Source organism: Curtobacterium sp. MMLR14_002, assembly GCF_001864975.1.
GTDB lineage: Bacteria > Actinomycetota > Actinomycetes > Actinomycetales > Microbacteriaceae > Curtobacterium > Curtobacterium flaccumfaciens.
On the sequence record NZ_MJGT01000049.1, the window covers coordinates 32,333 to 51,742 of the forward strand.

A 19,410-nucleotide genomic window follows, 5' to 3' on the forward strand; every position below is an offset into this window, starting at 1 on the left:
CGCGGCGTGAGCGAGACTGGTCCGATGGAGACCGGTGCGGGCGCGGGTGTGGGGGCGATCTCGGTTGCGATCGAGGACGTCGCCGAGGCACGCTGCGTTCTCGCTCGAGCGTCGCACCGTGCCGAACGCGTCGCGGGCATCGGATGGGTGCTCGGCGTCCTGGGGTTCATCGTCGGGGTCTCCGGCATCGATCGCATCCCCACGGTCGATCCCGACGCTGGACCGTGGGCCGTGACCCTTGCGGCGATCGGCCTCGTGGTGATCGGGTACCTCGCCGCCTACTGGATCACCCGGAACCCACGGGCGGAACGGTCCGCCGCCGTCGATGCCGCAGCAGAGCGCATGATCGCGGCAGCGCGCGCCGGGGGATTCCCGGAGCTCGATCCGAAGAGCGTCCGGCGCGCGTTGCGCGAGGACGACAACGGGCCCGCGCCGTGGTTCGATCCCAAACTCGGGCCGCACTCGTGGCCGGTGTGGCGGATCGGTACCGTCGACCCCGCTGAGAGCCACTTCGTGATCGCGGAGCGATCGAACGATGCTCGAACGCTCACCGTCCGAGTCGAACCCGCTCAGCCGGCGTGGTGGTCCAGGGACTGAACACCGACCGTCGGCCTCAGGGCTGGAGGCGTGCGGCCGTCCAGGCACCCTCGGCGAGTGCGTACTGCAGTCGCCGGTGCATCCGGTCACGGCTGCCGTGCCAGAACTCCACGATGTCGGGCTCGAGACGCCAGGCAACCCATCGTGCAGGTCGGGGGACGTCGTCGCCGGAGTCGTCGAGCAGGTCGTTCGCGTCGTCGATCAGGTCCTGCAGGGTGCGAGGTTCGAGCACGGCGGACTGGTCGGCGATGGCCGTCGCGGCGCGTGACTTCGGGGAGCGGTCCGCGAACAGGGCGTCGGACTCGGCATCCGACAGCCGGACCACGTGGCCCTCGAACCGGAGCTGCTGCATCGTCTCGCGCCAGTACGCCTGCAGGGCTGCGTGCGGGTTCTCGGCGAGCTGCCGGCCCTTCGGGCTGTCCTCCGACGTCCCGAAGACCAGTCCGTTGGTCGCAATCCGCTTCACGTCGACGGTGCGAGCAGACACGCGGCCGTCGGCGCCGGCCGTGGCGAGGGTCATCGAGAGCGGCTCGGAGACCTCCCGGTCCTTCGCCGCGGACAGCCACTCGCGAGCGAGGTCGAGCGGAGACGCCGGCGGGTTGTCGAACTCGGGCAGGTGCAGGGAGTCGTCACCGGAGAGCGGGGCAGAGGACATGTACCCACCCAACCGTGCACGGGGGCTCGGTGTTCAGGGAGTCACGGCCGGTCGTCGCCGGCACCCGGTCAGGCGTCGGGGAACTTCGCTTCGACGAACGCGCGTTGCGCCTGCACGGTGCCGAGGTGTTCGTCGGCCGGGGCGAACACATCGACGAGGTCCTTGAACCGAGGCCGACGACCGCGGCGGAGTCGGTACGCCCGCATGCCACCGCCCTGCTGTCGCGCCATCCCACTCGGCCACACGTCGACGCGTGCCCCCTGCACGCCCAGGAGCCAGCCCTCGTCGTCGAGCGCCTCGCGCACCAGGCTCAGCGCCTCGAAGGCGTCGTACGCCGTGGCCGTGTGCTCTGCGCCCAGCAGCAACACGGTCACGGTGTAGCGCACCTGATGATCGGGGTTCGTCAGGTCCATCTCGACGATCACGGTCGCCGGCGCGCTCGTGCCGTTCCGGTGAGCGGTTCGTTCGTAGGTCGTCATGTCACGCACCGAGCCGCAGCGAGACCACGGCGCGCACCGTCTTCCGTCCCGACCACCCACAAACCGAGATCGACAACTCGTCTCCAGCCTGCGCGTCGTCGGCGCTCGAATGTGGAGGGCGTCAAGCGCTCACCTCGGCGGCCAGGAGATCACGCGCGGCCTTGCGCCAGATTCGCGGAACTTCGTCCAGGTCCTCGACGACGGTTATCTCCGGGTGCGGCCTCCGCCCCAGCGCCGTGGTCGCCCGCGCCCGCCACTCGGCAGGATCGCGGTCGATCACCAGGTTCAGCGTTGGACGGGAAGCAGACTCGAACAACCGCCAGGCCGACTGCGGTCGTGCCGTGTCGCGGACGATCTCGGCCCAGATCCCCTGGATCGCTGTGATCGGCAGTGCATGAACTACGCGGGTCGGGATCGGCAGGAGCCCATGATGACGAACGGGTCGGTCCACGACTGGGAGCCCCTCGAAGCGATCAGCTGCTGCGTCGACTTGGACGATGTACCGACCGCTGGTCTCATCGTCGATGAGTGATTGACGGCTCACCTGCCGAGTGGACGTGCCCCGCCCAGCGGGCCGATCGCCTGCGATCGAGTAGGCGAACTCCACCAAGATGCCCCGGTCGTACGGTTCGGTGACTCGCTCACCGCTTGAGCCGACTGCAAGGTGGAGCATGTCGGGGACAGCTACCGCGGGGATACGTTCCAAGATCAGTGATCCGTGTAGAACGGGCGCGTATCGCTCTGCATCCACTCCGTGAAACTGTCGCGATCGTTCGTGAAGACGGCATCGACAGTGAAAGGGGTTCCGAGAGACCTGGCTGTTCGCCCGATGACGTCGACGACCGAGGCGCGAGTGTCGGGACTGTCGGGATCGACGTCGACACCGATGACGAGACCTGGGGCCTGATCGTCCACAGCAGCCCATGCGCGACGGGCAGATCGCACCGGCCCCAGTTGGCGGAACTCAGCCGCGGCCGCTTCCAGGAACGCCGTTGGCTCCTCTGCGGGGTGGCCGATCCGGATGCGCGTCCCCGCGGTGAGTCTTGTGGAACCGTGCGCTGCCTGTCGGAGCGTCTCCGCGTACACGGGCAGTCCCAGGTCGCCGCCGGGATTCACCGCGAAACCGACGTGTTCCGGAATCATCTCGAGGAGGCTCGACGCTGGTACCTCGGCAAGCTCACCGGAGGCCGACGCCGAGTCAGCCTGATCGGGTGATGTGAACACCGTGACGTAGGCGCGGTTGTCGATCGACGTGATGTCCAGTGCGCGCCCACCGTCCGGCGCAGCACTCGACGGCACGAACACGGCCGACGCGAGCAGCTGATCGAGGAACGAATCGATACCGGTCTCGTTGCGGCTCGCGGCGAGCAGTACCTGCTCCAGCTCGTTCGAGGGGAAGGTCACGGTGTTCCTTTGTTCAGTCGCGGACCACGGGCAGGGTCGCCGGACGGTTCAGCGCATCATTCCACGGTAGACCGAGCCGTTCTGCTGCCGCCGCCTGGTCGCCGAACGCGTTGCGTGGCAGGTAGACCTGCTCCTTGCCGCCCGGAGTCTGCTGGAACGCGTTCCCGTACAGGGTGCTGTCGGTGTCCGGGCTCCACGACATCGATGACTGGGGCGCCGCGGGGCCCTCGTAGACACGGGTCCCCACTGGCATGTCGGCCTGCAGGTACTGGTCGGCTTGCGGGAGCGGAGTGTTGACGCCGGGCGTCGTGGGGTCGGCGTGCCATTCGGGCCGCAGAGCGAACTCCTGCTGCGTCGCGAACGGTCCGCTCGGCTCCGTCTTCCCCCAGAACTCTCCGATCGGGTACTTGGAGTCGCCGTTCACACTCCGGTAGAGCGTGCTCTCACGGTTGGTGACGAGCACCTCGTTGTACGTGCCCGACCGGAAGGTGTGTGCAGTGTCCGCGACTTCACCACTCAGTGGGCCACGTTCGACGGGGGTCCACCGGTGGATGATGATGTTCCCCTGATCGGTGAACTGCCCTCCCCGGAGCCGGTGGATGGTGGAGCGGGCTGCGATGTACGCGTCCTGAACCCGATCGGATCGTTTCGCTGCGAGAGCGACGCCGTCGACCTTCTGCCCGAAGCGGTACGCGGCACGGCTTGCTGCCGAAGTGGTCGCGCGGGCCGCGCCTCCGGCGAGTGAACGCACCACGCGGACGGCGCCGAGCGAACCGATCGCGTTCGTCGACTTCGCGATCGCGGTCGCGGCTCGCGTTCCCTTGAGCGCCGCGGCGACTGCCCCGCCTGCGGGGACGCAGTCGAGCAGGGAGAACGCGAGGTCCCACCCGTCGGCTTCGCCCTTGCTCATCTTGTACAACGTGTCCGCCAACACCACGAGCGCGATCGCCGCGATGATCAACGTCCACGGCCCCGGGATGATCATCGCGATGATGCCGCCGACAGCGACGACGACCTTCGCCACCGACACGATGGTCTCCCACGCCTCGGACCCGAAGATCTTGTCCCACGTGGACTGCTTCCCGAGGCCCGCGTCGGCAGCTTCACCGATCTTCGTCGCGGTCCGCTGCTCCGCGTCCTGCCAATCACTCTTCGCGTCCGCCACGAGCCGCTTCGCCGCATCGATCCGCGACTGCGCCGCCGAGATGTCCCCCTGCGCCGAGCTCACGGACCCCTGTGCGACGGAAGCGTTGTCGGACGCTGCCCGCAACTGCGCCGGCGAGGGAACATCCACCCCGTCCGGCACGTCGGAACCTGCCGGGTACTTGTCCGCGACCTTCGACAGGTCCTTCGACGCGGACTCGTAGTGCGACAACGTCGACTGCGCATCCGCCAACCGGTCCTGCGCCGCGGCGAGGTCCCCGGTGGCGTCCTTCGCGTCCGCCAACGCACCATCAGCCCGGTACTGGGTGTCATCGACCGTGTCAGCCCACCCCGACAACGCCGTCGCGGCGAGTTCGTACGAATCGACGAGCTTCGTCAGGTCCGACGGGGTGTCCTCGATCGCGTCGACGAACACATCCGCGGCCTCACCCTCCCAGTCGGTCAGCCACCCGGACCCCTTCACCGACTTCAGCCGGGTCGAGGCGTCATCGGCTGCGTCGGAGATGCGCTGGTACTCCCGCGCCATCATCCGCAACGTCGACGGATCACCCTTGACCGGATCATCACCCTGATCGACAACGTCCCACCCCGACGGCCGCCCCACGACTACTGCGCCCTCGAGGCAGCGGGTCCGCCGCCGCCGTTCTCGTCGTTGACCTGCAGGGCCTGTGCCAGCTGCTCGTCGGTCTCGGTGTAGGTCTCGATGGACGAGCTCAGCATGTCCGCCAACGCCTTCGTCGACTCGCTGATCTTGTCCCGCTTGTCGCCCCAGCGGTGGTCGAAGTCGTGCAGAGCGTTCTGCACCGTCCCCGAACCGATCTCGTCGTCGGACGCGTCGACACGCTTGTGCGCCTGCTCGAGCGTGCTGTGCACGGTCGTCAGGTCGTTCTGGAGCTCCCCGAGCCCCATCAGGTCAACCAGCAGTTTGCCTGCCACGGAACAATCCCTCCCCGATCACGAACCGGCGCCGTCAGGACGGCGCCACAGGAACCGCGACGACCCCGTGCCCCACGCGATCGCGGGGCACGGGGTCGACGACGGTGTCAGCCCTTGAGGCCGGAGGCCAGCGACTCGTCCGTCTCGGACAGGGTCTGCGAGGCCTTGGAGAGGAACGTGGAGAGGCCCTCGAGCCCCTGGACCGTCTGGGTCACGCCACGGTTGAACTCGTCGTAGGACTCGCCGAACGCGACCGACGACTTGTCGGTGACGTAGCCGTCCGAGATGAGCTGCTGGATCTTGCGCTGCAGTGCCGACAGACGGTCTTCGATGTCTGCCTGGCCCGCCTTGAGGTCGGAGGCTGCTGCCTCGAGGTCTGCGTACGAGACGTTGATGTTCGCCACGGTGTGACTCCCTTTCCCCGGAGTTTCGTTTGTCCCCCCAACGGGGCGTGTTGCAGGGGACACTACCATCGTCCTGCGACACGAAGTCAACGCTACGGGGGAATGCCATGACCTTCACGTTCACGATGGTCGACCGCGAGAGCGGCCAGACCGCGAACGTCTACGTGGACGGCGACGACTCCCGGGCGGTGCGCGAGCTGGTGGCCGAGGCCGAGCGCCTCATCGCCACGGACGTCGTCGCCTCCGGCCGGACCCCGGTGTACTTCGTCGGGGAGCAGCCGCTCGACCTCTCGGCGTCGGTCGCCGAGTCGGGCGTCCGCGAGGGCGTGGTGGTGCGCCGGAGCCTCGAGCAGGTGCCGCCGCCGCCGCTCCGCCCGCTGACCGACGCCGAGGTCCGGATCGTGTCCGGGCTGCACGCGGGGACGATCGTGCGGGTCAGCACCGGCACGGTGACCATCGGTACGTCGCCGTCCGCGCACGTGCGGGTGCCGGTGAGCACCACGGACGAGGTCGAGGCCGAGGCGTCGGGGTCCGACACGGTGCCGGACATCGCCCTGCTCGTCACGGTGACGGCCGACGGCGCGAAGGTGCGCCCGGCGAACGGCTTCTCCGGCGCGCTGCTGGACGGCGAGCCGGTCACCGAGGAGACCGACTGGCCCGAGACCGCACAGCTCGCGGTCGGCGGGGTCCTGCTCGGCTTCGGCCGCGCCCCGAACCGCGGCGCCCACCTGTCCCTGGCGGACGACGGCATGTCGCTCGAGTACAACCGGCCGCCGCGCATCCTGCCGCCGGACGAGCACACCCGCTACCAGCTGCCCCCGCCGCCGACCGAGCCCCCGGCCCGGGCGCTCCCCATCCTGATGGCGCTGGCGCCGATGGGCATGGCGGTCATGTTCGTGTCGACCACCGGGCGGTGGATCTACCTGCTCATCGCCCTGCTGTCGCCGATCCTGATGATCATCACGGGCCTCCAGGGCCGCCGGCAGGGCAAGAAGACGTACCGGCAACGCGTCGTGGAGTACGAGGACACCAAGGCGCGGATCGAGGCGGACGCGACCGAGAGCCTCCAGTCCGAACGTGCACGCTGGATCGCGAGCGCGCCGGACCCCGCCGCCGTCTACGAGACGGCGGTCACGCCCCTGCCGCGCCTGTGGGAGCGACGCCGGACGGACCCGGACCACCTGCTGGTCCGCGTCGGCACGGCGACGCAGCGCTCCGAGGTCACCATCGAGGACCCGGAGCAGCTGTCCCACAAGCGGACCGTCGCGTGGGACGCGACGGACGTGCCGGTGCGCATCCGCCTGGCCGAGCGCGGCGTGATCGGCATCGCCGGTCCGGACGATGACGCCCGACGACTCGCGAACTGGGTGGTCGCGCAGCTCGCGACGCTGCAGAGTCCGAAGGACGTCACCTTCACGCTGCTCACCGACACCACACGCACGTCGCTGTGGGAGTGGATGTCCTGGCTGCCGCACGTCCGCCGTGACGGTGCGGACCAGCCGATGACGAGCATCGCCTCGAACGCCGCGTCGACCGCGCGGGCGATCGCCGAGCTCGCCGCGATCATCGACGCCCGCAAGGAAGCCGGGATCGGCAAGAAGACCCCGCCGGCCGACGAGATCGTCGTCGTGATGGACGGCGCGCGCCGGCTCCGCGCGATGCCTTCGCTCGTGCAGGTGCTCAAGGAGGGGCCGTCGGTCGGGGTGTTCAGCATCTGCCTCGACCTGGACGAGCGGCTCCTGCCCGAGGAGTGCGACGCCGTGGTGGTCGTCCGCGACGACCGGGTGCGGGTCACCCAGCAGCGCAGCGAGCGCATCGACGACGCACGCCCGGACCTGGTCGACCAGGACTGGCTCGAGTGGGTCGCCCGGTCGCTGTCGCCGATCGTCGACGCCAGCCCGGACGTGCAGGACGGCGCCATCCCGTCGTCCGCTCGCCTGCTCGACGTGCTCCAGCTCGAACCGCCGACGTCCGAGGCCGTGCAGGCACGCTGGCTGCTCGGCGGCCGCAGCACCACCGCCGTGGTGGGGGCGTCGATCGACGGGCCGTTCGCGATCGACCTGCGGAACGACGGCCCGCACGGCCTGGTCGCCGGGACCACCGGTTCCGGCAAGTCGGAGCTGCTGCAGACGATCGTGGCGTCCCTCGCCGTGGCGAACCGGCCGGACGAGATGAACTTCGTGCTCGTCGACTACAAGGGCGGCGCGGCCTTCAAGGACTGCGTCGACCTGCCGCACACGGTCGGCATGGTCACCGACCTCGACACGCACCAGGTCGAGCGCGCGCTCGAGTCGCTCGGCGCCGAGCTGCGCACCCGCGAGCACGCTCTGGCCGAGGTCGGTGCGAAGGACCTGGAGGACTACCAGGACCTGCAGGCCAAGCGCGCGGCGAACGGGGACACGATCCCGAGCCTGCCGCGGCTGCTCATCGTCATCGACGAGTTCGCCTCGCTCGCCCGCGAGCTACCCGACTTCGTGAAGGGCCTGGTGAACATCGCCCAGCGCGGTCGCTCGCTCGGCATCCACCTGATCCTCGCCACGCAGCGACCGGGCGGTGTCGTGTCGCCCGAGATCCGCGCGAACACGAACCTCCGGATCGCGCTGCGCGTCACCGACCAGTCGGAGAGCCAGGACGTCATCGGCGCGAACGACGCCGCGCGGATCGCCAAGTCGACCCCGGGGCGGGCCTACGTGCGGCTCGGCGCTGCCTCGCTGCTGCCGTTCCAGTCCGGTCGTGTGGGTGGGCGCCGGCCCGGCTCGGACGACCAGGAGGCCCGCCCCGCCCTGGTCCGCGAGCTCACGTTCGCCTCGTACAGCGATCCAGCCCCCCGCCCGGCTGCCGTCGAGGCCGCGGCCAGCGACGTGGAGGTCACCGACCTGAGCGTCCTCGTCGCGTCGATCGACGACGCCACCCGCGCCCTCGGCACCCCCGAGCAGCGGAAGCCCTGGTTGCCGCCGCTCGGCGAGGTCGTCGGGCTCGACGACGTCGAGTCGACCGGCACCGCCGACCTGGCACCGCTGGCGGTCGCCTGGGGCGTCGAGGACCACCCGGGTGACCAGCGGCAGCGCCCGGCGGTGTTCGACCTCGACGCGGACGGCCACCTGTTCGTCATCGGCTCGCCGCGCTCGGGCCGCAGCCAGACGCTCCGCACCTTGGCGGGGGCGATGGCCCTGCGGCTCGGCGTCGGCGACGTGCACATGTACGGGATCGACTGCGGCAACGGCGCGCTGCTGGCCCTCGGGGCGCTGCCGCACTGCGGTGCCGTGGTGCAGCGGCACGAACCCGACCGGGTCTCGCGGCTGCTCGGCATCCTGCTCCGCACGGTGCAGGAGCGCCAGGCCGCCTTCGCCGCCGGCGGGTACTCGTCGATCGCCGAGCAGCGGACCGACGCGGGCACCGTGCCGATGCCGCACATCGTCGTGTTCCTCGACCAGTGGGAGAGCTTCATGGCGACCCTGGCGGACGCCGAGAACGGTGCGCTGCACGATGCCGTCCAGACCCTGCTGCGCGAGGGCGTCGGCGTCGGCGTGCACCTGGTCGTCTCCGGCGACCGCACCCTGACGTCCGGCCGGATGTCGAGCCAGGTGGAGCGGAAGCTGCTGCTCGCCCTGGCCGACCGTGGCGACTACAACTACGAGGGCATCAACGGCAAGAAGCTGCCGGAGTCGATCCCACCCGGGCGCGGGTTCCGCAACGCCACGGCGACGGAGACCCAGGTCGCCGTGCTGCCCGGCGGACTCGGGGGCCGCGACCAGGCCGCCGCGCTGCGGGGCATCGGTGACGAGGTCCGTGCGCACGTGCCGGCCGACGCCCCGAAGCCGTTCCGGATCGACGTGCTCCCGCGCTCCATCACCTTCGCGGACGCCGTGCGGTACCTGCCGTCGGCCGAGGCATCGGTGGGCCGGGTCGCACTCGGCGTCGGCGGCGACGAGCTCCGGCTGTTCACGCACGACTTCGTGCAGGACACCCCGGTCTTCATCGTCGGCGGCAGCCCCCGCTCGGGCAAGAGCACCGCGCTCGTCGCGATGGCCCGCCACGTGCTGTCGGCGGGTGGGTCGGTCGTCGCGGTGACACCGCGTGAGTCCCCGCTCCGAGCACTCGACGGAGCACCCCGCGTCACGGTGGTGACCGACGGCGCCATCGGGGCCGAGGGGTTGTCCGCCGCGATCGACACCGGCTCGGACGGCTTCACGCTCGTGCTGGTCGACGACGCCGAGGCCCTGAAGGAGTCGCCGGCCGAACCGGTGTTCCGGGCGATCATGGACTCCGACCGGGGTCGTTCGGTCGGGCTCGTCCTGGCCGGTGACGTCGAGGGCGTGGCGAGCGGGTTCCGCGGCTGGCAGGTCGACGCGAAGAAGGCGCGTCGGGGCATGCTCCTCGCACCGCTCAGCACCGTCGACGGCGACCTGATCGGCACGAAGCTGTCGAAGAGCCTCGTCACCCAGGACCGCGTCGCGGGTCGGGCGCTGCTGAACGACGCCGACCAGGCGCTCCGACTCGTGCAGGTACCGGCGGGCGACTAACGCCGGCAGCGGGGGCGCCGGCCTCGGGGGTGGAGCCGGAGCCTGCGCAGCCCGGATCCGGCCCGGTCCGGGGCCTGCTCAGCCCAGCGGCGTCTCGCTGACGAGTCCGACGGCGGGTTCGGCGCGGAGCGTGTGCCCGCCGAACACCACGGTGTCGCCGGGCTGCACGGTCGTGCGCTGCGACGGCACGAGCATCGCCGCGGGGAACCCCGGACGCTGCAGCTCGACGCCGTTCGCCGACGCGGTGTCGAGCACCCAGAGGGAGCCCTCGGCGCCGAACCCGAACTCCAGGTGGGTGCGGCTGAGCAGCCGCTCCGGGTCCTCCAGAGCGATCATGTGGGCGTGTCCGCCGTCCGGGTGGGCGCTCGCGGGGTCACGGCCGATCAGCCCGCCACCCGACACGGTCACCCGCTGGGCGCCGTCGAGGACGAGCACGGCAGCCGCTGCCTGGCGGGCGGGGGCGGCGTCACGACGGGCGGTGGTGCCGCCGGACGATCCGAGCGGTCGGCCGGGCAGCTGCGCCACGGTCGCCCGGACCCGGTCGGCACTCGCACGCGGAGCAGGGGGCGGTGTGGTGACCGACCGGGCGAGCTCGCCACGCTGCGCCATCTGTGCCAGGTCACGCTCGTCGACCCGTTCGACGACGGGTTCGACGACCTTGCGCTTCTTCCGGAACGGCCAGAGGCGCATCAGGACGCCTCGCTGCCGACCGCGGCGGAGTCGATGAGCTCGAAGGTGTCGGTCACGGTCTCGAACAGTTCGTACAGGGGCTCGGCCAGGTCGGTCGCGGGCGACGAGACGCTGACCAGGGCGACCTGGTCGCCGGCCGGCACGAACGTCTGCATGAGCACGACGTCGAACGACCCGCGGCCGTCCGGTGCCTGCACCGTCGAGACACCCCAGACGCGCGGCACCCGGCCGACGCGGGGGACCTCGTGCACGTCGACGTGCATGCCGTCGTCGTCACCGCCGAGTGCTGCGACGTGGTCGGTGAGCGCGGCGAGCGGGTCGCCGCCGGCCTCGGGCGCGGGCAGGACCGTCACGGTGAGGGCACCGGAGACGATGCCGTCCTCGCTCGGCTCGGCGAACGCGGCGCAGTACCGCGCGCCGCTGTCCCACGCCGAGCGGGCGAACCGGCGGAGCACCCGGACGATCTCGGTGCGGTGGTCCCACAGTTCCCGGTGGTCCTCGATGCGTTCCTGCACGAGGGCGCTGATCCGGTCGTCGCGGCGTTCCGGTTCGACCGGGAGCTCGAACCAGGACCGCGGGACCGTGATGGCGAAGTGGTCGACCGACATGCCCGCTACCGTACCGTGGCGTGTCGCCTCGCGGTCCGCCGCATCGCCCGCAGCAGCAGCGGCCCCGGCAGCCGCAGCAGGGCCCCCGGCACCAGCGCCCGCACCCCGGCCACCACCCGGACGGTGCGCCGGAAGCGCCGTTCCTCCCGCGGCCCCCACGCGAAGCCGTACGCCGTGCGCACCCGTTCCGGCAGCATCCCCACGGTCACGATGCGGACGAGGGGCATCGCCGCCCGCACCCACAGCGGCGCGAACCGCGGGTGCAGCAGGTCACGGACGACCCCACGGGCGTCGTCGGTGACCTCGAGCCCCTCCAGCGTCCGCTGCCAGTACCGGTCGAACGCCGCCACCGAGGTCGGCCAACGCTCCGGCGGCACCCGCAGCGCGGTCGCGATCGGGGCGTAGGCGGCGAGGACCTGCTCGGCTCGGGCCGGGGAGACGCGTGTGCCGAACAGGTCGTGCGCCCGGCGGGCGGAGTCGAACAGGGTCGCGGCCACCCAGAGCTGCCGGTCGACGTCGTCGGCGCCGGCGACGGGCCGGTGCGCACGGTTGACGAAGCCGGCCGCGGTCGCCGAGTCGGTCTCCGTGCCGATGACGACGGCGTAGACGAACATCAGGGTGTGCGCGAGCCGCTGCTGGGGTCGTCGGGCGAAGTCCGAGTGCCGTCGGACACCGGCCGCGACGACCGGGTCGGCGATCTGCAGCAGGATGGCGCGGCCGCCCGCGGCCACGGGTGTGCTGTCGGCGAGGAACCGACGCAGGTGACGGTCGTGGACGCGACCAGCAGGCGGACGGGAGGCACGGTGCGGGTCGTGTGTCGCGCCTCCAGGCCGTGGGGTGGTCACGCCGCACCCCGTCGGCGTCGCGCCCGCAGGACGGGTCTCAGGTCCACGGCGATCGCCGCCAGGAGCGCGACGGCGCCGACGACCAGGGCGACCAGTGCGGACGAGGCGTCGACGGGTGCGTCACCGGTCAGGGCGAGGAGCGTCGCGACGAGCCAGATCGCGGGGAGCGGCCAGAGGCGGGTCGGTGATCCGGTGACGACCGCACCGACGACGCCGACGACGAGGAGCGGGACCCAGCGGCCACCGGGCTCCGAGCGGGCGGCGAGGTGTGCCGCGGCGGCGACCAGCAGCATCGCCGCGACCGCCAGCAGCCGCGCCGCCGAGGGCATGCTGCGGACGCTGGAGCGGACTCGTCGGAACACGGCCCGATGCTACCGAGCCGTGTTCCGGGGGAGCCTGATCAGCTCAGAGATCAGCGCTCAGAGCGGCTTCGTGCCGAGGTCGTTGCCGAGGTCGGCGCGGTCCTCGTCCTGCTCGTTCTCGTGCTCCCACAGGTCGGGCGAGCCCTCGCGCGGGGACCCGCCGGTCGGACCGTCGTCGGAGCCGTCACCGGGCTGCGGCTCCACCGTCTCGCCGGCGACCGCGTCGTTCGTCACCGTCTCGAGAGACTCCTCGGCCTCGTCCACCTCGTACGGGCCGACGTGCTCACGATCGATGTCGTCGTCGCGACGCTGCTGGGACTCGAAGTCGTCGACGGGGCTGATGCCGGGGTCGCTCATGGTGGTTCCTTTCCGTTGCGGGCTTCCTGCCTACCCGCCGGCGCTTGGCGGCCGTCCGGTTTCGTGTCGTGTTCACCCGGGCGTCACCTTCCGGTCACACCGCCACGGCAGCATCGCCGATGCTCGGGGGAGTGGAGCGCGGTCGCCGACGGGTGGTCGAGCGACCGCGCCTTCCCCGCCCGGGCCGGCCGGGCCCGTCCGCTGGCCGCCGGTGCGCTTCGTCCGTGCCGCTGTCAGACGCGTTCGAGCAGGTCGCGTTGCTCGACGTCGGCGAGTGCGAGGGTGCGGTAGCCGGCGGACTCGAAGAACACCGTGATGCGGTCCTCTTCCGTGCTCATCACCACGCCCGTGCCCCACTCGGCGTGCTCGACGCGCGCATCCGGGGGCCACGCTTCGTCGTTCGCACCGTCGGCGACGTGGGCGGAGGCCTCGCGTGCCGTGCCGGACGAGCAGGTGTCGCAGTTCCCGCACGGCTCCGGCAGCTCGTCGCCGAAGTAGCCGAGCAGGAACTGCCGGCGGCACCCGGTCGTCTCGGCGAGCTGGCGCATCATCGCGATGCGGGACTCCTCGACCCGTTCCCGTTCGGCAGCACGGTCGGTGGTGGCACGTGCCGCACGGTCGGCGTCCTGCGGGCCGTCGGGCACCCGGGAGACACCGTCCACGTCGTCGCGCAGGGCGCCGGCGTCGAGCAGGGCGTTGAGTGCTCGACCGGCGGTGCGGGCCGACAGGCCGGCGGCCTCCACCAGTGCGGAGCGGGCGATCGAGCCGGTCGCCGGGACGGCGTCGAACACGGCCCGGACCGAGGCGGGCCGCGGCGAGCCGGACGCGAAGAACGTGCGCAGGCCGAAGTCCTCGGCGCGGTAGTGCAGAGTGGCGCCGGCCGGTTCGGCATCCCGCCCGGCCCGCCCGATCTCCTGGTAGTAGGCGTCGATCGACTCGGGGACGTCGGCGTGCACGACGTACCGGACGTCGGGCTTGTCGATGCCCATGCCGAACGCACTCGTCGCGACCACCACGTCGACGTCGCCGTCCAGGAACCCGGTGTGCACGGCCTCGCGCTCCGCCACCCGCATGCCGGCGTGGTACGGCTGCGCACGACGACCGCGGGCGGCGAGGGCGTCGGCGTACTCCGTCGTCGCCGCGCGGGTGGCGACGTAGACGACCGTCGGCCCGTCGAGCTCGGCGACCTGGTCGACCACGGCCTGGCGCTTCTCGGCGTCCTCGGCGTGCCGGACCACCTCGAGCCGGATGCCGGGACGGTCGAACCCCGAGGCGAGCACGAACGGGTCGCGCATGCCGAGCCGCTCGACGATGTCGTCCCGCACCGGAGCGGACCCCGTCGCGGTCAGGGCGAGCACCGGCGGGCGGCCCAGGCGCTCCGCGACCTCGCCGAGCGCCAGGTAGTCGGGTCGGAAGTCATGACCCCACGACGAGATGCAGTGCGCCTCGTCGACGGCGACCAGTGCGACCCCGGCGTCGCGGAGGCGCTCGAGCACGTCGTCCTTCACCAGCTGCTCGGGGGCCAGGAACACGTAGCCGACCTCGCCCGCGGCGACGGCGTCCCACGCGTCGGCGACGTCCCGTGCCTTCTTCGTGGCGTTCAGCGCGACGGCTCGGGGGGCGTCGGGATGGTGCTCGAGCCCGACCACCTGGTCCTCCTGCAGCGCCACGAGCGGGGAGACGACCACGACGAGGCCGTCCAGTCCGAGGCCGGCGACCTGGTAGATCGCGGACTTCCCCGATCCGGTGGGCATGACCGCCAGGGCGTCGCGGTGTTCGAGCACCGCGTCGATGACGGACTCCTGGTCGGGGCGGAGCTTCCAGCCGAAGACCTCGGTGGCGCGGGTACGGAGTTCGGGTTGCACCGATCCACAGTGCCGAGCGCCAGCTCGGGCCGGTCCCAGCGGTGCGCGCAGCGGCTCATGCGCGTCGGAGCGGACCGGGGCCTGGCATCCGTGCACCGGCCGTCCACCGAGCAGCGCTAGGCTGCGTGGCGGCCGTTGTCTCGACATCGAGCGACCCTCGATGTGGAGTGCGCGACCGGGAAACCGATGCCGATCGCACGAACCGTGCGGGAAGAAGAACAGCGTGGATCTTTTCGAGTATCAGGCCAGGGACCTCTTCGAGTCCTACGGCGTCCCCGTGTTGCAGGGGATCATCGCCGACACCCCCGAGCAGGCGAAGGCGGCGGCCGAGAAGATCGGTGGCGTCGTGGTCGTCAAGGCGCAGGTGAAGGTCGGCGGTCGCGGCAAGGCCGGCGGCGTGAAGGTCGCGAAGACCCCGGACGAGGCGTTCGAGCACGCGCAGGCGATCCTCGGCCTCGACATCAAGGGCCACACCGTCCAGCGCGTCATGGTCGCCCAGGGTGCGGACATCGCCGAGGAGTTCTACTTCTCCGTGCTGCTCGACCGGGCCAACCGCTCCTACCTCTCGCTCACCAGCGTCGAGGGCGGCATGGAGATCGAGCAGCTCGCCGTCGAGAAGCCCGAGGCGCTCGCCCGGGTCGAGGTCGACCCGCTGACGGGCATCGACAAGGCCGCCGCGCTCGAGATCGCTCGGCAGGCGAACTTCCCATCGGAGCTGCAGGACGCCGTCGCCGACGTCTTCGTCAAGCTCTACGACGTCTACAAGGGCGAGGACGCGACCCTCGTCGAGGTGAACCCCCTCGTCCGCACCGGCGACGGCCAGATCCTGGCACTCGACGGCAAGGTCTCGCTCGACGAGAACGCCGACTTCCGCCACGAGGGCCACAAGGACCTCGAGGACACCGCCAGCGAGGACCCGCTCGAGGCCAAGGCGAAGGCCCGCGGGCTGAACTACGTCAAGCTCGACGGCCAGGTCGGCGTCATCGGCAACGGCGCGGGGCTCGTCATGTCGACGCTCGACGTCGTCGCCTACGCCGGTGAGCGCCACGGCGGCGTGAAGCCCGCCAACTTCCTCGACATCGGCGGCGGCGCCTCGGCCGAGGTCATGGCCAACGGCCTCGACGTCATCCTCGGCGACCCGCAGGTGAAGAGCGTCTTCGTGAACGTCTTCGGCGGCATCACCGCGTGCGACGCCGTCGCGAACGGCATCGTCGCCGCGCTCGGCATCCTCGGCGACGCGGCCACCAAGCCGCTCGTCGTGCGCCTCGACGGCAACAACGTGGAAGAGGGTCGTCGGATCCTGGCGGAGGCAGCGCACCCGCTCGTCACCGTCGCCGCGACCATGGACGATGCGGCCGAGAAGGCCGCCGAACTCGCCGCCGCAGCGGCCTGAAGGGACTGACCATGTCGATCTTCCTCAACAAGGACTCCAAGGTCATCGTCCAGGGCATCACCGGTGGCGAGGGCACGAAGCACACCGCCCTGATGCTCAAGGCCGGCACGAACGTCGTCGGCGGCGTGAACGCCCGCAAGGCCGGCACCACCGTCACCCACGGCGACGTGTCGCTGCCGGTCTTCGGCTCGGTGCGCGAGGCCATCGACACCACCGGTGCCGACGTCTCGATCGTCTTCGTCCCGCCGGCGTTCGCGAAGGACGCGGTGATGGAGGCCATCGACGCCGAGATCCCGCTCGTCGTCGTCATCACCGAGGGCATCCCCGTGCAGGACTCGGCCGAGTTCTGGGCGCACGCCAAGGCGAAGGGCGGCACGACCCGGATCATCGGGCCGAACTGCCCCGGCATCATCACCCCGGGGGAGTCCCTCGTCGGCATCACCCCGGCGACGATCACCGGCAAGGGCCCGATCGGGCTCGTCTCGAAGTCCGGCACCCTGACCTACCAGATGATGTACGAGCTCCGCGACCTGGGCTTCTCGACCGCCATCGGCATCGGCGGCGACCCGGTCATCGGCACCACGCACATCGACGCGCTCGCCGCGTTCGAGGCCGACCCCGAGACCGAGGCCATCGTGATGATCGGCGAGATCGGCGGCGACGCCGAAGAGCGTGCCGCCGAGTTCATCAAGGCGCACGTCACGAAGCCGGTCGTCGGCTACGTCGCGGGCTTCACCGCTCCGGAGGGCAAGACGATGGGGCACGCCGGCGCGATCGTGTCCGGTTCGGCCGGTACCGCCGAGGCGAAGAAGCAGGCGCTCGAGGCCGCTGGCGTCAAGGTCGGCAAGACGCCGTCCGAGACCGCCGCGCTGCTGCGCGAGGTCGTCGCCGCTCGCTAGCGACCAGCCCGTTCCGCAAAACACCGGTGTTCGTCGGTTGAACCGCGTCCTGCGCGTGTTCGTCCTGCGAACACCGGTGTTTTGCGTCGGCAGCCGCGCGGCTCCGGGGCGGCCGCGCGAGGGGCACGTATCCTCGCTGCGATGAACCGCCTGGGAACCGCTCTGCTCGCCGCGATCGAGGCGGTCGTGACGGTCGGCGTCGGCATCGGGATCGCCCTCGTGCCCCTGACGCTGCTCTGGGGGTTCGAGTACGGCCTGCAGGTCGACTGGGACGTGTTCTGGAAGGCCACCGGCAGCGTCTGGCTGGTCGGGCACGGCGTCGACGTCTCGTTCCTGCTCGGGTCCGCACTCGCCAAGAGCACCGGGGTCAGCGGCGCAGCCGACCCCATCCACGTGACCCTGGCGGCCCTCGGGTTCGCGGTCGTGACGGCCTGGCTCGGCGCCCGCGCCGGACGTCGGTTCGCGGAGACCGAGCACCGCACCACCGGGCTGCTGGTCGGGACCGCAGTCGTCGCGCTCCTCGGTCTGGCCGTCGCACTGTCGTCGACCTCGGCTGCCACCCGCCCCACGCTCTGGCAGGCCGTGGTGCTGCCGGCGCTCTGGTTCGGGATCCCCGCGCTCGCCGCCTCCGAGGTCTGCCGTCGTCGCCGTGACCTGCCCGCCGACGCCGGCACCCAGCGGGTCATCGACCTGGTCGACCGCATCCCCGCGGTCTGGCGGACCGTCGCCGGGTTCGGCCTGCGCGCCGGGACCGCCGCGACCGCCGTGGTCGTCGGGGTTGCCGCAGTGCTCGTCGGCCTGCTCCTCTTCACCTCGTTCGCCGAGGTCATCACCCTGTACGAGCAGTCGCACGCCGGGGTCATCGGCGGCGTCGCACTCACCGTCGGGCAGCTCGCGTTCCTGCCGGACTTCGTCGGGTGGGCCACCTCGTGGCTGATCGGCCCCGGGTTCGCGATCGGCACCGGGTCGAGCGTGTCCCCGATCGCCACGACCCTGGGCCCGATCCCCGGCCTGCCGGTCTTCGGCGCGCTGCCGACTTCTGGTCACACCTTCGGGCTCGTCTGGATCCTCGTGCCGGTCATCGCCGGGTTCGCGATCGGCGGCTCGATGCGGCCGCGGTTGGTACGGGCCCTGGGCGCCGCCGACTCCGCGCTGCACCGTGCGCTCGGCGGTGTCGTCGCAGGACTCGTGGCCGGAGTGCTCACGGGGCTCATCGCCTGGGTGTCCTCCGGTTCGTTCGGCCCCGGGCGCCTTGCCGACGTCGGTCCGCACGCCCTCGCGGTCGGCGGGTTCGCCGCACTCGAGATCGGCCTGCCGGCGATCATCGCCCTCGCCGCGGGCAGTGACCTGGTCCGGCTGCCGGACCGCGGGTGGACGCGAGAGCGCTGGACCGAGGCCGACGAACCCGACGATGCCCACGACACGGCGCGCGCCGGGGTCGACGTCGGCGAGGGGTCCCTGCTCGCCGCGCTCGACCAGGCCGGTGCCGGGCGCACCACCGATGTACACCGCTTCGTGGTCGAGGAGTCCCACGACGGGTCGACCGCTGCACGGCCCCGTGCGACGACCGAACACGTGACCGAACCGGTCAGCGGCGAGCCGATCGGCAGCGAGCCCGCCGACGCGGCACCCGCACGGCCCGCCTCCGCACCCGCACGGCCCGCCTCCGCGCCCGCACGACCCGCCTCCGCACCCGCGCCCGTCGCACCGCGTGCCGGCGACACCGACCACGACATCGAGCTCCCTGACTGGGCGAAGACCGACGCGGTGGCCGCCGACCGCCTGGCCGCCGAGCCCGAACCGGAGCGCCGTAGTGCCGGACGAGCAGCGCTGGGTGGCCTCCGCGACCGCCTGGCCGGTGCGGCCGAGGGCGTCCGGGGACGAGCCGGTGCACTCCGCGACCGCGTGACCGGCTCCGACGCCGAGCCGGATCGACCCAGCCCCGAGCGGCCCGCAGCCCAGGCAGCCTCGTCCACACCCGCACCCACCCCGGTGCCGACCGACGCCCAGCCCGCGTTCCCGTGGAGCACCGAGGAGTTCGTGGCCGGCCGCGATGACGTCGACGAGACGGCCGAGGCGGACCGCGTGGACGTCGAGCCCGGCACCCGAGCGCCCGCCTCGAAGCCGGCGGAGCAGTCCCGCCCGGCGAAGTGGGACGTCACCGACCAGGTCCCCGAGGACGAGCTGCCCTGGTGGCGGCAGCCGAAGGACGACCGGTAACAGCGCCCG

At 71.6% G+C, this 19,410-nt stretch carries 18 protein-coding genes; 5 read left to right on the forward strand and 13 right to left on the reverse strand.

The window, feature by feature from the left end:
* Nucleotides 1–6: 6 nt before the first annotated feature.
* Entirely contained in the window at nt 7–597 is a 591-nt protein-coding gene (locus BIU91_RS06060) for a hypothetical protein (protein WP_139196643.1), read from the forward strand.
* A 16-nt stretch (nt 598–613) separates the two neighbouring features.
* On the opposite strand, the gene BIU91_RS06065 is transcribed toward BIU91_RS06060, so the two are convergent.
* The 7 genes from BIU91_RS06065 to BIU91_RS06095 form a co-directional block, all read right to left on the reverse strand.
* On the reverse strand, nt 614–1,252 hold the full coding sequence (locus tag BIU91_RS06065) for a pyridoxal 5'-phosphate synthase (protein ID WP_071404654.1): 639 nt from the start codon (nt 1,250–1,252) through the stop codon (nt 614–616).
* A 68-nt stretch (nt 1,253–1,320) separates the two neighbouring features.
* Nucleotides 1,321–1,731, reverse strand: a complete 411-nt coding sequence (locus BIU91_RS06070) for a hypothetical protein (RefSeq protein WP_071414712.1) — start codon at nt 1,729–1,731, stop codon at nt 1,321–1,323.
* 121 nt (nt 1,732–1,852) lie between these two features.
* Nucleotides 1,853–2,437: a hypothetical protein gene (locus BIU91_RS06075; RefSeq protein ID WP_139196642.1), complete on the reverse strand. Its 585-nt coding sequence runs from the start codon at nt 2,435–2,437 to the stop codon at nt 1,853–1,855.
* A gap of 2 nt (nt 2,438–2,439) precedes the next feature.
* Complete coding sequence (locus tag BIU91_RS06080) at nt 2,440–3,135, reverse strand: enhanced serine sensitivity protein SseB C-terminal domain-containing protein (RefSeq protein ID WP_071404657.1); 696 nt, start codon at nt 3,133–3,135, stop codon at nt 2,440–2,442.
* A gap of 13 nt (nt 3,136–3,148) precedes the next feature.
* The gene (locus BIU91_RS06085) at nt 3,149–4,903 is read right to left on the reverse strand and encodes a putative T7SS-secreted protein (protein WP_366556895.1); all 1,755 of its coding nucleotides are present in this window, start codon (nt 4,901–4,903) and stop codon (nt 3,149–3,151) included.
* 2 nt (nt 4,904–4,905) lie between these two features.
* On the reverse strand, nt 4,906–5,235 hold the full coding sequence (locus BIU91_RS06090) for a hypothetical protein (protein WP_128780490.1): 330 nt from the start codon (nt 5,233–5,235) through the stop codon (nt 4,906–4,908).
* A 107-nt stretch (nt 5,236–5,342) separates the two neighbouring features.
* Nucleotides 5,343–5,639 (reverse strand): WXG100 family type VII secretion target, encoded by a 297-nt coding sequence (locus tag BIU91_RS06095; RefSeq protein WP_071404660.1) that lies wholly within the window; start codon nt 5,637–5,639, stop codon nt 5,343–5,345.
* Nucleotides 5,640–5,746: 107 nt separating this feature from the next.
* Here BIU91_RS06095 and BIU91_RS06100 point away from each other — a divergent pair, with 107 nt between their 5' ends.
* A complete protein-coding gene (locus tag BIU91_RS06100; protein WP_071404661.1) occupies nt 5,747–10,162 on the forward strand; it encodes an FtsK/SpoIIIE domain-containing protein in 4,416 nt (1,471 codons plus the stop codon).
* Nucleotides 10,163–10,240: 78 nt separating this feature from the next.
* Here the strand turns inward: BIU91_RS06100 and BIU91_RS06105 are convergent, their stop codons facing one another.
* From BIU91_RS06105 to BIU91_RS06130, 6 genes are all read right to left on the reverse strand, one after another.
* Nucleotides 10,241–10,852, reverse strand: a complete 612-nt coding sequence (locus BIU91_RS06105; protein ID WP_071404662.1) for an FHA domain-containing protein — start codon at nt 10,850–10,852, stop codon at nt 10,241–10,243.
* On the reverse strand, nt 10,852–11,460 hold the full coding sequence (locus BIU91_RS06110) for a hypothetical protein (protein WP_071404663.1): 609 nt from the start codon (nt 11,458–11,460) through the stop codon (nt 10,852–10,854). Before BIU91_RS06110 ends, BIU91_RS06105 begins: the two co-directional genes overlap by 1 nt.
* A gap of 5 nt (nt 11,461–11,465) precedes the next feature.
* A complete protein-coding gene (locus BIU91_RS06115) occupies nt 11,466–12,305 on the reverse strand; it encodes an oxygenase MpaB family protein (protein ID WP_084740742.1) in 840 nt (279 codons plus the stop codon).
* Nucleotides 12,302–12,667 carry a hypothetical protein gene (locus BIU91_RS06120; RefSeq protein WP_139196640.1) on the reverse strand — a complete coding sequence of 122 codons (366 nt, stop codon included), beginning with the start codon at nt 12,665–12,667 and terminating at the stop codon, nt 12,302–12,304. The genes BIU91_RS06115 and BIU91_RS06120 overlap by 4 nt, the downstream gene beginning before the upstream one ends.
* A 57-nt stretch (nt 12,668–12,724) precedes the next feature.
* Nucleotides 12,725–13,024: a hypothetical protein gene (locus tag BIU91_RS06125; RefSeq protein ID WP_035809242.1), complete on the reverse strand. Its 300-nt coding sequence runs from the start codon at nt 13,022–13,024 to the stop codon at nt 12,725–12,727.
* Between the two features lie 233 nt (nt 13,025–13,257).
* On the reverse strand, nt 13,258–14,889 hold the full coding sequence (locus BIU91_RS06130) for a RecQ family ATP-dependent DNA helicase (protein ID WP_071404665.1): 1,632 nt from the start codon (nt 14,887–14,889) through the stop codon (nt 13,258–13,260).
* Between the two features lie 223 nt (nt 14,890–15,112).
* Here BIU91_RS06130 and sucC point away from each other — a divergent pair, with 223 nt between their 5' ends.
* The 3 genes from sucC to BIU91_RS06145 all read left to right on the forward strand — a co-directional run bounded on the left by sucC (nt 15,113) and on the right by BIU91_RS06145 (nt 19,401).
* On the forward strand, nt 15,113–16,282 hold the full coding sequence (sucC, locus tag BIU91_RS06135) for an ADP-forming succinate--CoA ligase subunit beta (protein ID WP_071404666.1): 1,170 nt from the start codon (nt 15,113–15,115) through the stop codon (nt 16,280–16,282).
* Nucleotides 16,283–16,293: 11 nt separating this feature from the next.
* Nucleotides 16,294–17,181, forward strand: a complete 888-nt coding sequence (gene sucD, locus BIU91_RS06140; protein ID WP_071404667.1) for a succinate--CoA ligase subunit alpha — start codon at nt 16,294–16,296, stop codon at nt 17,179–17,181.
* A gap of 141 nt (nt 17,182–17,322) precedes the next feature.
* Nucleotides 17,323–19,401, forward strand: a complete 2,079-nt coding sequence (locus BIU91_RS06145) for a DUF6350 family protein (protein ID WP_071404668.1) — start codon at nt 17,323–17,325, stop codon at nt 19,399–19,401.
* The last annotated feature ends 9 nt before the right edge of the window (nt 19,402–19,410 follow it).

What these genes read in the sequence shown, in the direction of transcription:
- BIU91_RS06065 (WP_071404654.1), bottom strand. Translation starts at nt 1,252, where the DNA reads ATGTCCTCTGCCCCGCTCTCCGGTGACGACTCCCTGCACCTGCCCGAG.
- BIU91_RS06070 (WP_071414712.1), bottom strand. Translation starts at nt 1,731, where the DNA reads ATGACGACCTACGAACGAACCGCTCACCGGAACGGCACGAGCGCGCCG.
- BIU91_RS06100 (WP_071404661.1), top strand. Translation starts at nt 5,747, where the DNA reads ATGACCTTCACGTTCACGATGGTCGACCGCGAGAGCGGCCAGACCGCG.
- BIU91_RS06105 (WP_071404662.1), bottom strand. Translation starts at nt 10,852, where the DNA reads ATGCGCCTCTGGCCGTTCCGGAAGAAGCGCAAGGTCGTCGAACCCGTC.
- BIU91_RS06110 (WP_071404663.1), bottom strand. Translation starts at nt 11,460, where the DNA reads ATGTCGGTCGACCACTTCGCCATCACGGTCCCGCGGTCCTGGTTCGAG.
- BIU91_RS06125 (WP_035809242.1), bottom strand. Translation starts at nt 13,024, where the DNA reads ATGAGCGACCCCGGCATCAGCCCCGTCGACGACTTCGAGTCCCAGCAG.
- sucD (WP_071404667.1), top strand. Translation starts at nt 16,294, where the DNA reads ATGTCGATCTTCCTCAACAAGGACTCCAAGGTCATCGTCCAGGGCATC.
- BIU91_RS06145 (WP_071404668.1), top strand. Translation starts at nt 17,323, where the DNA reads ATGAACCGCCTGGGAACCGCTCTGCTCGCCGCGATCGAGGCGGTCGTG.